Source organism: Rhizobium sp. FY34, from assembly GCF_005222845.1.
In the GTDB taxonomy this organism is placed as follows: domain Bacteria; phylum Pseudomonadota; class Alphaproteobacteria; order Rhizobiales; family Rhizobiaceae; genus Neorhizobium.
On sequence record NZ_STFZ01000036.1, the window covers coordinates 484,520 to 500,282 of the forward strand.

A 15,763-nucleotide genomic window follows, 5' to 3' on the forward strand; every position below is an offset into this window, starting at 1 on the left:
CCTTCAGAAAGCTATAGTTTTCAGGCTCTTGGGTTCGCCAGGTGAATCATTGTCCGAGCGGCTTGAATCACTGCATGAGGCGGTAATGTATGCTCCTCGAGGAGGCGAATTGGATTTGCAAACAAGAGGATGAGGCCATCGGCGGATTCAGCATCTGAACCGTGCAGGCGGGCCGGCCAAAGTTTAGCCACGCGGCCCGCGATGGGTCACGGTGATGAAGTCGGTCCCGTCGCCTGTTTCGGGGCCAAGGCCTAGATCTGTGATGGTGAGCGATGTCCCGGTCGAGATCATCGCATTGATCCTCGTCCGCAGATCATCGGCTATGCTGATCCGGTCGAGGACATTCTTCAGCGCGTCCGGGCCGCGATCCGCCTCAAGCGTGATGCCCAGCCGTTTGGCAGTCGCGTCCGGCAGGTCGTTGGAGAGTGTCAGCCCCTGCCATGCGGCGGTTCCTTTGTCGCGGTCCACGGCGGTGACGGTGAGGAAATGCGTGCCGATTGCGTGGCTCGGGTCCTTGATGGCGACGGGTTCGGACAGAATGTCCTTGAACCCCTGACGCACCATCAGCTGTCCGTTCGGTGCTGTCTGGCGTCCGGCAGACGCATAGAGGGCGGCCTCGACCTGCTCAGTCAGCAGCGGGCCTTTGTCCGGCAGCTGTTTCCAGCGCTTGAAGCCGGCAAGCGCGCTGCGCGTGGCGGTACCCAGAATACCGTCGGCCGGACCGGCATCAAAGCCGAGTTCGGTCAGCATGGCCTGCATGTCGGCGAGCTGATCGCGCTCACTACGCCGGGTGATGAGAATGCGCAGCGGCGCGCTCTCGTCTTCTGCCGCCTGCGGCTGATCGATGACCGTCGAAGAGCCCGAAAGGCGTGAGCCGGAAACAGGGGATCGGGGCATGTTCATCGCCACTTCCACCTGCTGGATGGAACTGTGGACATTGGAGGGGCGCAGCGGCACATCGGACAGGAAATCACCCGCTGGCCGGAGTGCCGGCGGCGCAAACAGCGTGGCATGGGCAATGGAAACGGGCGCCACGGTTTCATCGCTGATGATGACATGCACGCCGCGCGCCGTCATCTGGAACAGTGATTTTGCAAAGGCTGCCGGCAGCCGCACGCAGCCATGCGAGGCCGGGTAATCGGGTACGCTCTTTGATTCATGCAGCGCGATGCCGGACCAGGTCAACCGCTGCATCCACGGCATGGGAGCGTTCGAATAGAGGTTGGATTCGTGATATTTGCGCTTTTCCAGCACCGAGAAAATGCCGGTCGGCGTGTCATGGCCGGGCTTGCCGGTCGATACCTTGGAGCTCGCCACCACATTTGCGCCATCATAGACGGTGAGCTGCTGGCTCTCCTTCGAAACGATGATCTGCAAAGTGCGCGCATCGTCTGCGGCGGCAACCGTTGTCGCACAACTCGATACCAGAGCAAGTACGATCGCCGCACGCTTGAACATCACAAAACCTCTTACGCAAGACTGAGATATGACATTACCCGTCGAAGTTTAAGGAAGGCTTAGATGCGCCGCGTCCGGCCTTGATGTCGCCTGGAAAAAGCAGCTGAAAAACTCATCACGTTTCATTGATCGCGGCGTCGCGTGCCGAATGTATAGCCGGTTTCCACCGCCGCCTTGCCGAACTTGTCGCGCAGCTTGTCCATCGCCGCTTCGGCGGCGGCGCGACGTCCGGCCTGTTCATCGACAAGATCGCGCGGATCGGCGCGTGCCGGGTCGGTGAGGTCGCTCACGCCAATGCCGATCAGCCGGAATTTTGCGCCATCGGTTTCCTTTTCCAGAAGGTTGAGTCCGGTGCGAAAAATGCGGTCGGCAAGCTGTGTCGGGTCCTCCAGTCGCCGGTTGCGGGTACGGCTCTTGAAATCGGCGGTCTTCAGCTTCAGCACCACGGTCTGGCCGGCAATCTCCTGCTTCTTGAGGCGCGATGAGACCTTTTCCGAAAGCCGGCGCAGGATCGGCACGAGATCCTCATAGCGGGAAATGTCCTCAAAGAAGGTGGTTTCGGCCGAAACGGTCTTTGCCGGATCATTGGGGTGGACGGTGCGATCATCAATGCCGCGCGACAGACGAAACAGGCGCTGGCCCATACTGCCATAGCGGCGCATCAGATCGCCTTCCTGCATGGTCTGCAACTGGCCCACGGTGCGGATGCCATCGGCCTCCAGCGTCGCAGCAAAGGCCTTGCCGACGCCCCAGATGGTGGTGACCGGTCGCGGCGCAAGAAAGGCGAGCGCTTCTGCCTCGCCAATGACCGAAAAGCCGCGCGGCTTTTGCAGGTCGGACGCCACTTTTGCGAGGAACTTGCAGTAGGACAGGCCGACCGAGAGCGTGATGCCGATTTCCTGTTCCACCCGGCGCACTAGCCTTGCAAGAATCCGCGCCGGCGGATCATGGTGAAGCCGCTCGGTGCCAGACAGGTCGAGAAAGGCCTCGTCGATGGAAATCGGCTGCACCAGCGGCGTCAATTCCTGAAACAGCGTGCGGACCTGCCGGCCAACCGTCACGTATTTTTCCATATTGGGCGCAATGACCACCGCATCGGGACAGGCTTCCAGCGCCTTGAACATAGGCATGGCCGAGCGCACGCCGCTGATGCGGGCAATGTAGCAGGCCGTGGACACGACGCCACGCTTACCGCCGCCAATGATCACCGGCCTGTCGGCAAGCTCTGGATTGTCACGCTTCTCGACGGAAGCGTAGAAGGCGTCGCAATCGATATGGGCAATGGTGAGATTGTACAGTTCGCGGTGATAGACGAGGCGCGGGCTGCCACAGGCGCGGCAACGGCGAAGTCCATCCGGCTGCCCGGTCAGGCAGTCGCGACAGAAGCCCGGATCTGTGGCAGGAAATGGGGTCATGGCCGGAACAAAGGTTGAACAAACTCACCTTAGTCCTGCCAAGTCCTCTCGACAAGCGACCATTGAAGCCGGCGGTGACGCGGCTGTGGATGGCCGACCGCACCACTGAAAATTCAGCCGGCTTTGCCGAAATGGCGAAGGATCATCTGTGTCGCGTGTTCCCAATCCTGCGCCGAGGTGACTGGCGCCATGGGTTTTGGCGCATGCTGGTGCATTGCAGAGGTTGGCATCAGGTGCACGAGCAGACATTCCGGCACGGCCTGTGCGACCGAGACGTGATTATGGACCATGTCATCGATGAAGGCGAGGGGAAGCGGCCTTGTGCCATGCATCTGGCGGATCACCGGGCCTTTCGGGCTTTCGGTTGCCAGAAGCGGAAAGGTGAGGCCGAGCCGGTCCAGGAGGCGACGACGCATCTGGGTATAGCGCGGCGGCATGGCCGTGAGGAAAACGACGTCTGCCGCCTCGCCAATCCTGTGCAGGCTGGCCACCGCATCGCCAAACGGCGTCTGCCAGTCCTCCTGCGCCTCGAAAAAGGCAAGGATCAGCTCGCTCACCACCTTGTCATCCACCGGCGTTTCATCTTTTGCCGAAACGATATTGCCGTGCAGCCGATAGGAGCGGGGAACCAGCCTGTGGCCACGGCTTGCGATGTAATTGTCGAAGGGGTTGAGAAATTCCAGCACCACGTCATCCACATCACAGACGGCAAGCGGGCGGTCGCTGAGGCGCAGATGGGTCAGATCGATGGTCTCACTCATTCGAATTGGCCTGAATCAAGGCCCTGGCCGGAATAATGGTGCCAGGCGGCCACCACCGCCTCGGGCTTCCAGTTGCTTGCCTCGCAAAAGGCCATCAGCGTCGGCTCATGCGCCATGACGAAATCCACCATGCCGGCCAGAAATCCGGGGTCGCCGATCGCTGTGCGCAACTGGTTTACCTGCAACCCGGACAGCGCCAGAAAGCGGCTCAGCATGTCAGGTTCTCCGGCAAGCCACTGCAAAAGCGCTGCTGCTGTCTCATCCGGCTTGGCCAATGGAGGCGATTTTCCCTTGTCAACGCGCATACGGATATAAATTACCTTTTCTTCAACCAAATCGCTCTAGTCTCGGCTGACCTGATGATGGAATCGGCCGCCTGCGAGCTTATATCTCAAAGATATGCCGGCAAGGCAGGAATTAAGGATGCGTAATATGCCCAAGCGGGTGATGATTGTCGAAGACAATGAGCTGAACATGAAGCTCTTCCGCGATCTGATCGAAGCTTCTGGCTATACGACGATCCAGACGCGCAACGGAATGGAAGCGCTCGATCTTGCCCGCAAATACCGCCCTGACCTCATCCTCATGGACATACAGCTTCCTGAAGTGTCAGGACTTGAAGTCACAAAGTGGCTGAAAGAAGACGATGAGTTGCACGTCATTCCCGTCGTGGCCGTCACGGCTTTTGCGATGAAGGGTGACGAGGAGCGCATTCGCCAGGGCGGCTGCGAGGCCTATGTATCGAAGCCGATTTCGGTGCCGAAGTTTATCGAGACGATCAAGACCTATCTCGGGGATGCCTGAGGAGAGGCGGGGACAATGACGGCGCGTATCCTGGTAGTCGATGATATCCCGGCCAATGTGAAGCTTCTGGAAGCACGTTTGCTTGCCGAATATTTCGATGTGCTGACCGCAGACAACGGCTTTAAGGCGCTGGAGATCGTCGACAATACCGCCGTCGATCTCATCCTCCTCGACATCATGATGCCCGGCATGGATGGGTTCGAGGTCTGCGAGCGGCTGAAGGCCAATCCGCGTACTTCCCATATCCCCGTCGTGATGGTGACCGCGCTCGACCAGTCCGCCGACCGGGTACGCGGCCTGAAAGCCGGTGCCGATGATTTTCTGACCAAGCCGGTCAACGACCTGCAACTTGTCTCGCGGGTGAAAAGCCTGGTGCGGTTGAAGATGCTGAGCGACGAGTTGCGCATCCGCGCCGAAACGGCGCGCAATGTCGGCATGGATGATTTCATGCGGCTGGAGAGTATGGATGCTCCCGGACAGGTCCTTCTGGTTGACAGCCGTGCCAGCTCACAGGAACGCATCATCCGCACCCTGAAGCCCGTGGCCGAAGTGACGGCCATGTCGGACCCGCAGGCGGCCGTATTCGAGGCGGCAGAAAATGCATTCGACCTGGTGATCGTCAATGGCAATAGCGAGGACTACGATCCGCTGCGGCTTTGCTCGCAACTACGTCTGCTGGAGCGCACGCGCTTCCTGCCGCTGCTGCTGGTGACGGATCTGGGCCAGGAGGACGTGGTCGTGCGGGCGCTAGACCTGGGCGTCAACGACTACATCATCCGGCCGATCGATCCCAACGAACTGGTGGCGCGCACGCTGACCCAGATCAAGCGCAAGCGCTACAATGACCGCCTGCGCTCCAGTGTCCGTCAGACCATCGAACTGGCCGTCACGGATGGCCTGACGGGCCTCAACAACCGTCGCTACCTCGACAATCACCTGAAGACGCTATTCAACCGCGCAGCAGTGCGCGGGCGACCGCTATCGGTGTGCATAACCGATATCGATCGCTTCAAGCAGGTGAACGACACCTATGGCCACGATATCGGCGATGAGGTGCTGAAGGAATTTGCAAAACGCATCCGCACCACCGTGCGCGGCGCCGATCTTGCCTGCCGCTATGGCGGCGAGGAATTCGTCGTGGTGATGCCTGATACCGATGGCACCTCCGCCACCGCGATTGCCGAGCGCCTGCGCCGAATCATCGAGCAGGCTCCCTTCGATCTGCCCGGCACAGGCCTCACATTGAACATCACGGCGTCTCTGGGGATCGCCACCAACCTGTCCGGCCTCGATACGCCGGAACAGTTGATGAAGCAGGCAGACAAGGCTTTGTACGAGGCCAAGAACCAGGGGCGCAATCGCGTCGTTGCCGCTGCCGCCTGACGCTAGGTGAGGTGGCCTTTTTCCGAGTTTATCGCGCCGCGCAATGCCTAAGATTTTTCAAATGTCTGGACTGTTTAGTTAAGCAACCGTTTATGAACAGGGACACACTGTGCCGCTTTGTTTCGCGCATCGAAATGCGATAGCCAATTGGCACCGGCCGACTGAACGCCGCCTGGCCTATGTGTATTCGTGAAGTCAGATCCTGCCGCTTTTACTGGTGCAGGACCGTTTGCACAGCCGGAAAAACTGCCCTGTTTTTAACCATGTTGTGCAGCATTTTGAGCTCTGCTTAAGAAAAGGTTGATTTCCTGTCGTTTTTACGCGAGGTTGACGTTGCGGGATCAAGCTCCAGATGGAGCAGACATACCCCATGATGCTCAGGTCCGCCGCATCTCCTGGGTCGTGGGGTCGGTCGGTCGGCATGCATATACGTGGTTCCTCGTGCCGCATTGCATGCTGACCGACCCCCGGATCCCTCTCCAATATCATCCAATATATTCGTCATTCGTCCGGGCTCGCTGAGCCGAGATCCGATCCAGGAAGCCTTGTGCTGGCTGAACGACCGTTTACGATGGACTGTTGTTCGGCGTGTGGAATACTGCGTCCTGAAACGACAAAAGGCGCGGGACCTTGCGGACCGCGCCTTTGATCTGGATAACGGATCAAACTTACTTGATCTTGGTTTCCTTGAAGTCGACATGCTTGCGTGCAATCGGGTCGTACTTGGTCTTGGTCATCTTGTCCGTCATCGTACGGCTGTTCTTCGTCGTGACGTAGAAGAAACCGGTATCGGCCGTCGACAGCAGCTTGATCTTGATGGTCGTAGCTTTCGCCATGGTCTTCCTGCCTCTAAATAAAAATCGAGCCGCGAACGCCTGTGCGCAGTCCGCAGCAAATCTGGCGCGAACCTACAAATCGCGCCCGAAAAGTCAAGTCCGTTCTCGGGTGAAAAGGGTGCGGCCAAGCGATATCACGACATAAATGGCAAAGAAGCTCGCCAAAGCCCAGGCAAAGCCGTTGTTTCCACTGATATCGATGGCTGCGCCAATGGCCTGGGGGCCAGCCACCGTTCCCACAGCATAACAGAAAACGAAGGCGGCATTGGCTGCCGCCAGATCCGATCCGGTGAGTCGGGAGCCGAGATGGGCGAGCCCCACGGTGTAGAGGCCGGACACACAGCCACCCCAGATGAGCAGAAGGCCGGCCATGAGCCACCAGTTGCCAACAAGCGAGGGAAGCGCCAATGCACCTGCAAGGCCCGCCAGCGCCATCAGGAACAGCATGGGACGGCGGTCCTTCAGCTTGTCGGAGATCATGCCGAAGGGGATCTGGAAGACCATGTTGCCGATGCCCATGATGGTGAGCAATAGGGCGGCGTCCGATTCAGCAATGCCGGTGCGGGTTGCATAGACGGGAAACAGCGACAAACCGCCGGCTTCCACCGCACCAAACACGAAGACGGCGCAGGTGGCTGTCGGCACCAGATAGACATAGCGCATGAAGTGTTTCTGCGGCTTCTCGTCTAGAACCGGGCTTTCGGCGCGGGCAATATAGATCGGGATGAAGGCGAGCATGATGGCGGCGGCACCGATCAGGAAAGGCAGGATGCCGTCGCTGCCGATCGCCGAGAAGATCAACGGCCCCATGGCAAAGCCTAGTGCCAGCACGGTGGCATAGATGCCGAGGACAAGACCTCGGCGCCTGGGCGGTGCGGCAGCATTGATCCAGAATTCCGACAGAATGAAAAGCGTGGTCGTTGCCCCGTGGAATGCGACGCGCAGGGGAAACCACATCCAGAAGGCTTGCGCATAGTAAAAGCCAAGCGCGCTGATGGCCGAAATCACCACGGCCCAGAGCATGGTGCGCGCCACGCCGAATTCATGGGCCAGTCGCGTCGTGATGGGGGCTGCCGCCATGGCGGCAATGCCGGCCATGGCCGAATTGAGCCCGATCATGGTGGAGGAAATGCCGCGCTTTTCCAGAATGATGCTGAGAAGCGGCAGGCCGAGACCGATGGCGATGCCCACCGCGCTGATGGCGGATATGGCGGCGACGAGGGATGGCCAGTGAATTTCTTCGGGGTGGCCGTCATTGCCGCCCGCCGCGCTCGACATCTGGGAATCCTTTGAGTGCAAATCCATCTTACAACCGACTACGCTGGAACTGACCGTTGCGATTTGTATATCTGTAGAGTTCGCTTCCAAACGGCAAACCACTCTGCGCTTCAAGTAAAATTTTCAAATCGGCGCAAATGCAGTGAAGTATCTCGGGCAACCGCAGCGATTGCAGGTCATCAAGCGCCAGCCAGCGGAAATCGTTCAGCTCCTCGCTTTCGCGCAAGGAGGCAAAATCGATGCGGGCCTCATCGACGAATGTGGCAAAGAAACGGTTGTCGAAACGGCGAACGGCGCCCGGCGGCGTGACCGCGCGCGCCAGATAGCGCAGGCTCGACAGATCCGCAGCCCGACGCCCAAAGGCATCGTCTCGCGCAATCGATAGGCCGGTTTCTTCTTCCAGCTCGCGAAGCGCAGCCAGGGCCAGCGCGCGTGCACCGGCCGGCGTCAGTCGTGACGGACCGCTGCGCAGCAGGCTCTGAAGGGCCGCCGGATGGAGATCCTCGACATAGGGCAGGGCGTGGTCGTCGCGATCGCGCCTGCCGCCGGGAAACACGTAGAGATCCGGCATGAAGGCATGCGCGCTGCCTCGCCGGCCGACAAAGACATGCGGACACGCGCGGCTGCGGTCGATGAGGATCAGCGAGGCAGAGGGCCGCGGGCGCATCGCGACAGAGGGTGCTGTGGACGGATTGTCCACAGATGGCACGTCATGCTGAGGCATGCCCAGAGCGGTCATTCGACAGGGCCGCCGCGACCGGGATCGAAGTGTTCGTCCTCATCGCCGAAACCATGCATGCGCAATGCCCATTGCCAGCCGATCACCGCTCCCTTTATGGGCTGGATCGACAGCATGGCGGTCAGAACCGTGATCGGTGCCCATATGGCTAGATGCGTCCACATCGACAGGGGCCAGACCATATCGGTCATCATGAAGCCGCCGACGGTGACATGGCCGATGACGAAGATGACGATATAGGGCGGCAGATCATCCGAGCGCTGGTGATGCAGGTCTTCGCCGCAGGAAGCGCAGGCATCGACGGGTTTGAGGAAAGCACGAAACAGCCGGCCGGTACCGCATTTCGGACAGGTGCCCTTGAAGCCTCGCAGGATGGAACGGCCCATGGGGCGCTCCGGGCGATCCGCCTGTCCATAACGAAGGGGCTGCTGTGTCGTCTGATCGCCGGGCACTGACATGGTCTGTCTCCTACCGACCGCGGCGTGGCGGCCTGGTTCCGGGTTTCCTGGCCCCGCCGCCCCGTCCGGACTTGTGGAAGGAGCGCGTGGCGATGCCGAGCTTTCGGCCTTCGCTAACGATCTCGAAGCGTAGGGCGCCGGCAAGCGGGATCGCCTCGACGAGCTTCACATCCACCGTATCGCCGAGCTGGAAGCCGAGGCTGGTGCGTTCACCGATCAGTGCCTGACGGCTTTCGTCATAATGGAAGTAATCGGTGCCCAGCGTAGATATGGGTACGAAGCCATCGGCGCCATAGGTGGGCAAAGCGACAAATAGTCCTGCCTTGGTGACGCCCGAGACGCGGCCCTCGAATTGCTGGCCGACGCGTTCTGCCAGATGGTGGGCGATCAGCCGGTTGATCGTATCGCGTTCGGCCGCCATGGCGCGCCGTTCGAAGGTCGAGATTTCAGCGGCGATATCCTCGAGCTGTGCCTCTTCCTCCGGCTTGATGCCACCTTCGCCAAGCCCGAGAGACCCGACCAGGGCGCGATGCACGATCAGATCCGCATAGCGGCGGATCGGCGAGGTGAAATGCGCGTATTTCATCAGATTGAGGCCGAAATGGCCGATATTGTCCGGGCTGTAGACTGCCTGGCTCTGGCTGCGCAGCACCATTTCGTTGACCATGGTCTGGTGCGGCGTATCGAAAGCCTTGGCCAGAATGCCGTTGAACGAGTTGGAGCGCATCTGCCCGCCCTTGGCCATGGGAATGCCAAGCGTTGCCAGAAACTCGCGCAGCACTTCCTGCTTGGAAAGCGAAGGCGCATCATGGATACGGTAGACGAGCGGCTGGCGCTTGAGTTCCAGTGTCTCGGCGGCGGCGACATTCGCCTGGATCATCATTTCCTCGATCAGCTTATGGGCATCGAGGCGTTCGGGAATGATGACGGTATCGACGGTGCCGTCCGGCTTCAGCTTGATCTTGCGCTCCGGCATGTCGAGTTCGAGCGGTTGGCGACGGTCGCGGCCACGTTTCATCACCGCATAGGCATGCCAGAGCGGCTTCAGGATCGGTTCCAGCAAAGGACCGCTCTTGTCGTCGGGTCTGCCGTCGATGGCCGCCTGCGCCTGTTGATAGGAGAACTTGGCGGCACTCTTCATCAGGATGCGATGGAAGGTGTGGCCGACCTTGCGGCCCTCATGCGAAAACACCATGCGCACGGCGAGTGCCGGGCGGTCTTCACCTTCGCGCAACGAGCACAGATCGTTGGAAATACGCTCCGGCAGCATGGGTACAACGCGATCGGGGAAATAGACCGAATTGCCGCGCTTCAGCGCCTCGCGGTCCAGCGGTGAGCCGGTGCGCACATAATAGGAAACATCGGCAATGGCGACGGTGACGATCACGCCACCTTCATTGTCCGGCGAGGGATCGAGTTCGGCATAGACGGCATCGTCGTGATCCTTGGCATCGGCCGGATCGATAGTGACGAGCGGCACGTGGCGCCAGTCCTCGCGCTTGACCATGCTGGCGGGCGTGGCGGCATTGGCCTCGTCGAGAACGGTTTGCGGGAAGATGTGCGGAATGCCGTGCGAGTAGATGGCGATCATCGAGATCGCCTTTTCGGTGGCAACCGAGCCGACGACGGTGAGCACCTTGGCGCGGGTCAGGCCAAAGCGATTGCCGCGCAGCACGTCGGCTTCGATCAGGTCGCCATCCTTGGCTGCGCCGAGATCGTCACTGGCAATCTGCATTTCCTCGCCGCGGCGGTCGATGGGCATCAAGCGCGCACCGCCTTCGGGCATCATGCGGATGACGCCGAGTGCTGCATTGCGATGCTTGTCGATCAGCTTGACGACGCGGGCCGTATAGGCGGGACCGGCGCGATCCTTGTTGGGGAAAATTTTCGCCAGTACCCGGTCGCCAAGGCCGACCGCCGGTGCCTTGCTTGCCGCACGATCGCCAGAGGACTGGCGAATGAGAACGGCCGGTGCCGCACCCATATCCTCTGGCCATTCGGCCGGACGGCCGATGAGGTCGCCGTCCTTGTCGCGGGTGGTGATGTCGAGAACGGTCATTGGCGGCAGCGCGCCGGGGCGGACCAATGACTTGCGGTTCTTCTGCAAAAGACCTTCGTCTTCCAGATCGCGCAGCACGTCCTTCAACTCGACGCGCGTATCGCCCTTCAGCCCGAAGGCCTTGGCGATTTCACGCTTGGAGGCGCGCTCGGGATTGTCGGCAATGAACTCCAGCAGGATTTCGCGTGGTGGCACGACGCCCTGCACGATCACCTGTTTGTCGGGCGAGGGAGGCTTTCCCGCACGAAGGGAGAGGGTGCGGCCACCGGCCTTCAATCGTTTGCCTTCGTGCGGTTCTCTCGTCACGTGCCTGTCTTCTTTGCCTTCGGTGCCGCCTTGGCCTTCGGCTTTGCGGCAGATTTCGGTTTGGCGGCGGCCTTCTTCGGGGCTGCCTTGGTCTCGCCATCGCTTGCAGCCTTGGCCGCAGTTTTCGCGGCAGCCTTGGGGGCTGCCTTCTTGCCCTTGGCGGCCGGTGCCTTGCCGGCCTTTTCAGAAATCATCGCCAGCGCGTCTTCAACGCTGACCGATTGCGGATCCTTGCCCTTGGGCAGGGTCGCATTGATCTTGCCCCAGTTGACGTAAGGGCCGTATTTGCCCTCACGCACGGTCATGGCGCCGCCCGAGGGATGCTCGCCGAGTTCCTTCAATGCGGCGACCGCCGTGCGGCCACGACCGGGACCCTTGCTCTGCTTTTCTGCCAGAACCGTGACGGCACGGTTGAGGCCGACTGTGAACACGTCCTCGATACTGTCGAGATTGGCATAGGTGCCGTCATGCAGCAGGAAGGGACCATAGCGCCCAAGGCCCGCAGAGATCATCTTGGCCGTTTCGGGATGCTGGCCGACATCGCGCGGCAGGTTGATGAGTGCCAGCGCTTTTTCGTGGTCGATATCTTCCGGTTTCCAACCCTTCGGCAGCGAGGAGCGCTTGGCCTCCTTGCCATCGCCGCGCTGGATATAGGGGCCGAAACGGCCCGACCGCAGCGTCAACTGCTCGCCGGTCATCGGGTCGGCGCCGAGTGCCTTGGGTTCATTGAGGCCGGACGTATCGGCTTCCGTACCGTCAGCCGACAGCTGGCGGGTGAAGTTGCAATCCGGATAGTTCGAGCAGCCAACGAAAGCGCCGTATTTGCCGAGTTTCAGCGAGAGATTGCCGGTGCCGCAGACCTGGCAGATGCGCGGATCTGAGCCGTCCTCACGCTTGGGGAAGACCAGCGGCGCCAGCGCTTCGTTCAGCGCATCCAGAACGTTGGTGACGCGCAGTTCCTTGGTATCCTCGATCTGGGCAAAGAAATCGTCCCAGAATTCGCGCAGAACCTGTTTCCAGTTGAGTTCGCCGGACGAAATCCGGTCGAGCTTTTCCTCAAGGTCGGCGGTGAAATCATATTCGACATATTTGGTGAAGAAGCTTTCGAGGAAGGCCGTCACAAGCCGGCCCTTGGAATGCGGTACCAGCTTGCGCTTGTCGATGACGATATACTCGCGGTCGCTCAGCGTCTTCAGCGTCGCGGCATAGGTGGAAGGACGGCCGATGCCGAGCTCTTCCATCTTCTTGATCAACGAGGCTTCCGAATAGCGCGGCGGTGGCTCAGTGAAATGCTGGCTGGAACTGACCTTTTTCTTGTCGAGCTTTTCGCGCGCGTTGATTTCCGGCAGGCGGCCATCCTCGTCGTCCTCTGCGCCATCACCCTCTTCGCGCTGGTCCACATAGGCGGCCAGAAAACCATCGAAACGCACGACGGAACCGACGGCGCGCAGGCCGGCGCGACCCGCTCCGCTTTCGGCGAGGATTTCGACCGTGGTGCGTTCCATTTCGGCTGACGCCATCTGGCTGGCGATACCGCGCTTCCAGATCAGTTCATACAGCCGCAGTTGATCGCCTTCGAGGAAGCGGCGCACCTTTTCCGGTGTGCGGTTGAAATCGGTGGGGCGGATGGCTTCGTGCGCCTCCTGGGCATTCTTTGCCTTGGTGGAATAGAAGCGTGCCTTTTCCGGCAGGTAGCGGGGGCCGAATTGGCCGTTGATGGCGCTGCGGGCGGCATCGATGGCTTCCGGCGCCATCTGCACGCCATCGGTACGCATGTAGGTGATCAGACCAACGGTCTCGCCGCCGATATCGACACCTTCATAAAGACGCTGGGCGACCTGCATGGTGCGCGAGGCCGAGAAGCCGAGATTGGAGGAGGCGGCCTGCTGCAGGGTGGAGGTGGTGAAGGGCGGGCCGGGATTGCGCTTGACGGGCTTGGCCTCGACGCTTTCGACCGTATAGGCAGCAGCTTCCAAAAGAGCCTTCAGGCGGCCGGCATCTTCGCCATTCTTCACGCCACGGGCAGCCAGGCGCTTGCCATCGGCCGATACGAGCTTGGCCTCGAACTCATCGCCGCGCGGCGTCTTCAGGAGAGCCGACAGGTTCCAGTATTCTTCCGGTACGAAGCGCTCGATCTCCGTTTCGCGGTCGCAGACCAGACGCAGCGAAACGGATTGGACACGACCGGCCGAGCGGGCGCCGGGCAGCTTGCGCCACAGAACCGGCGACAGGTTGAAACCGACGAGATAATCCAGCGCGCGGCGGGCCAGATAGGCATCCACCAGCGGCGTATCGATGTCACGCGGATTGGCCATGGCATCGAGCACGGCCTTCTTGGTGATGGCGTTGAAGACGACGCGCTTCACCGGTTTGTCGCCAATGACCTTCTTCTTTTTCAGAAGGTCGAGGACATGCCAGGAAATCGCTTCTCCTTCGCGATCCGGGTCGGTCGCCAGAAACAGACCGTCGGAGTTTTTCACGGCATCGGCAATCTCCTTCATCCGCTTGGCGGATGCGCCATCGACCTCCCAGGACATTTCGAAATCCTGGTCGGGAAGCACAGAGCCGTCTTTTGCGGGCAGGTCTCTCACGTGACCGAAGGAGGCGAGAACCTTGTAGCCGGGGCCAAGATACTTGTTGATTGTCTTGGCCTTGGCCGGAGATTCTACGACGACGACATTCATATTTGTTCTCTGAGGCGTGCGGACGGCGGGAAATAGGATTGTCTCCAACCGAAATCTGACCTCTCGACATGGAGGGCGTTTTGCCTGCGGTCAAGAGGCAAATCCGATTTTAGCTTCCGATGTCAATACAACCTTTGCGATTTTAAAGTCGTATTGCAATCCTAGATGAGATGTGTAAATTTGCGTGTTGTGTCTGTAATATGCTCGCAATGCGCGAGTTGGCGGGCAAAATCTGGTGGGGCGAGATGATCGAGGACAGTGGCAGACACGGGCCGAACGACAGGAGTCAGGCCAATCTGGCCTACATCCGGCAGATGCTGGGCGAGTTGCGCAATGTGGCATTGCGGGAGAATGCTCATCTGCTGTCTTATCTCATCGAGATGGCCTATGTCGAAGCGGGAGACCTGCAGGATGGTGCGCGCCCGATCTCAAACAAACATGACGAGAGACACTAGGCCGCCTGGGTGGCGGTGCAGCCGACCCGCGAGATCGAGCTCAAGGAGGACGAGATAGACGGTTGCAGCGGCAAGGCCGGTATGGCGGATGATATCGTCGATCTCAACGGGCGTGGGTCCAAGCGCCGAGGCAATTGTTGCTCGGTCGTCGTCATCGGGCGGGGCCATGTCGCCGGGCGGTCTGGTATCTGCCGGCTCCTCGACGACCGGTTGGTGAAAGAGATCAAGCTGCGACAGGGGCGCGAGCGCCTCCAGCACATCGGCCGAACCGGTGGTGACGATGGCGCCCTGCTTCAGCAGGCCATTGGTGCCATGGCATCGCGGATCAAGTGGCGATCCGGGCACAGCAAAGACCAGCCGGCCGAAGTCACTGGCCATGCGCGCGGTGATCAGCGAACCTGAACGGTCGGCGGCTTCGACCACCACGACACCGAGCGCAATGCCGGCAATCAGACGGTTGCGACGGGGGAAGTCGCGGGCGCGGGGCTCCCAGCCAAACGGCATTTCGCTGACGGCAAGCCCGCTGCCGCTGGTGATGTCACCCAGGAGGGGTATGTTTTCCGGCGGATAGGGTTGATCGAGACCGCCGGCGAGCACGGCAATCGTTCCGCTGTCGAGGCTTGCCCGGTGAGCCGCCGTATCGATGCCACGCGCAAGACCCGAGGTGATCGTGTAGCCGGCGCGTCCGCAATCGCGGGCAATCATCGCGGCAAACTTGGCGCCGCTGATCGAAGCATTGCGCGATCCGACAATGCCCAGGGAGGGGCGGCTGCCAGAGGCGGCATCGCCTTTCATGGCCAGAAGCGGCGGAGCGCCATCGATCTGGCGCAGCGCGGGCGGGTAATCCGGTTCGCCAATGCCGGTCAGCCGTGCACCATGGCGGTGAGCCGTTTCCAGTTCCCGCTCGGCATCTTCGGTGCTGGCAATGCGGATGCTACGCGCTGCACCGCCCCTGCGCGACAGTTCCGGCAAGGCGGCAAGCGCGGATTCAGCTGATCCGAAATGGTTGATGAGGTCGCGGAAGGTCGAGGGGCCGACATTGTCGCTTCGGATCAGCCGCAGCCAGGCGATCCTTTGTTTATCCGACAGCGCAATTCCCTTTGGTTTCGCGCTGTCGGATGCCATGC

General features: G+C 60.6%; 14 protein-coding genes. 3 read left to right on the forward strand and 11 right to left on the reverse strand.

Annotated features, from left to right (window positions below; genetic code table 11):
• Nucleotides 1-183: 183 nt before the first annotated feature.
• The 4 genes from E8M77_RS23505 to E8M77_RS23520 all read right to left on the reverse strand — a co-directional run bounded on the left by E8M77_RS23505 (nt 184) and on the right by E8M77_RS23520 (nt 3,939).
• The gene (locus E8M77_RS23505) at nt 184-1,458 is read right to left on the reverse strand and encodes a L,D-transpeptidase family protein (RefSeq protein ID WP_137133025.1); all 1,275 of its coding nucleotides are present in this window, start codon (nt 1,456-1,458) and stop codon (nt 184-186) included.
• A 122-nt stretch (nt 1,459-1,580) separates the two neighbouring features.
• Nucleotides 1,581-2,873, reverse strand: coding sequence for a DNA polymerase IV (locus tag E8M77_RS23510; RefSeq protein WP_137133026.1), 1,293 nt, complete (start codon nt 2,871-2,873; stop codon nt 1,581-1,583).
• A gap of 113 nt (nt 2,874-2,986) precedes the next feature.
• Nucleotides 2,987-3,634: a hypothetical protein gene (locus tag E8M77_RS23515; RefSeq protein WP_137133027.1), complete on the reverse strand. Its 648-nt coding sequence runs from the start codon at nt 3,632-3,634 to the stop codon at nt 2,987-2,989.
• Nucleotides 3,631-3,939, reverse strand: coding sequence for a DUF3572 domain-containing protein (locus tag E8M77_RS23520; RefSeq protein WP_137133028.1), 309 nt, complete (start codon nt 3,937-3,939; stop codon nt 3,631-3,633). Before E8M77_RS23520 ends, E8M77_RS23515 begins: the two co-directional genes overlap by 4 nt.
• 127 nt (nt 3,940-4,066) lie before the next feature.
• On the opposite strand from E8M77_RS23520, the gene E8M77_RS23525 reads away from it, so the two are divergent.
• Nucleotides 4,067-4,438: a response regulator gene (locus E8M77_RS23525; protein WP_137133092.1), complete on the forward strand. Its 372-nt coding sequence runs from the start codon at nt 4,067-4,069 to the stop codon at nt 4,436-4,438.
• 15 nt (nt 4,439-4,453) lie between these two features.
• Nucleotides 4,454-5,821, forward strand: coding sequence for a PleD family two-component system response regulator (locus tag E8M77_RS23530; protein WP_137133029.1), 1,368 nt, complete (start codon nt 4,454-4,456; stop codon nt 5,819-5,821).
• Nucleotides 5,822-6,489: 668 nt separating this feature from the next.
• Here E8M77_RS23530 and rpmG read toward each other — a convergent pair.
• The 6 genes from rpmG to topA all read right to left on the reverse strand — a co-directional run bounded on the left by rpmG (nt 6,490) and on the right by topA (nt 14,181).
• Complete coding sequence (gene rpmG, locus E8M77_RS23535; RefSeq protein ID WP_137133030.1) at nt 6,490-6,657, reverse strand: 50S ribosomal protein L33; 168 nt, start codon at nt 6,655-6,657, stop codon at nt 6,490-6,492.
• A gap of 93 nt (nt 6,658-6,750) precedes the next feature.
• Nucleotides 6,751-7,935 carry an MFS transporter gene (locus E8M77_RS23540; RefSeq protein ID WP_137133031.1) on the reverse strand — a complete coding sequence of 395 codons (1,185 nt, stop codon included), beginning with the start codon at nt 7,933-7,935 and terminating at the stop codon, nt 6,751-6,753.
• Nucleotides 7,936-7,963: 28 nt separating this feature from the next.
• The gene (locus E8M77_RS23545; protein WP_137133032.1) at nt 7,964-8,674 is read right to left on the reverse strand and encodes an NUDIX domain-containing protein; all 711 of its coding nucleotides are present in this window, start codon (nt 8,672-8,674) and stop codon (nt 7,964-7,966) included.
• Nucleotides 8,671-9,132: a DUF983 domain-containing protein gene (locus E8M77_RS23550; RefSeq protein WP_137133033.1), complete on the reverse strand. Its 462-nt coding sequence runs from the start codon at nt 9,130-9,132 to the stop codon at nt 8,671-8,673. Before E8M77_RS23550 ends, E8M77_RS23545 begins: the two co-directional genes overlap by 4 nt.
• A gap of 10 nt (nt 9,133-9,142) precedes the next feature.
• Nucleotides 9,143-11,404, reverse strand: a complete 2,262-nt coding sequence (gene rnr, locus E8M77_RS23555) for a ribonuclease R (protein ID WP_246659384.1) — start codon at nt 11,402-11,404, stop codon at nt 9,143-9,145.
• Between the two features lie 89 nt (nt 11,405-11,493).
• Nucleotides 11,494-14,181 (reverse strand): type I DNA topoisomerase, encoded by a 2,688-nt coding sequence (gene topA / locus E8M77_RS23560; protein ID WP_137133034.1) that lies wholly within the window; start codon nt 14,179-14,181, stop codon nt 11,494-11,496.
• 245 nt (nt 14,182-14,426) lie between these two features.
• On the opposite strand from topA, the gene E8M77_RS23565 reads away from it, so the two are divergent.
• A complete protein-coding gene (locus tag E8M77_RS23565) occupies nt 14,427-14,636 on the forward strand; it encodes a hypothetical protein (protein ID WP_137133094.1) in 210 nt (69 codons plus the stop codon).
• Here E8M77_RS23565 and dprA read toward each other — a convergent pair.
• Nucleotides 14,610-15,761, reverse strand: coding sequence for a DNA-processing protein DprA (gene dprA, locus E8M77_RS23570; protein WP_137133035.1), 1,152 nt, complete (start codon nt 15,759-15,761; stop codon nt 14,610-14,612). The genes E8M77_RS23565 and dprA overlap by 27 nt on opposite strands.
• Nucleotides 15,762-15,763: the final 2 nt, after the last annotated feature.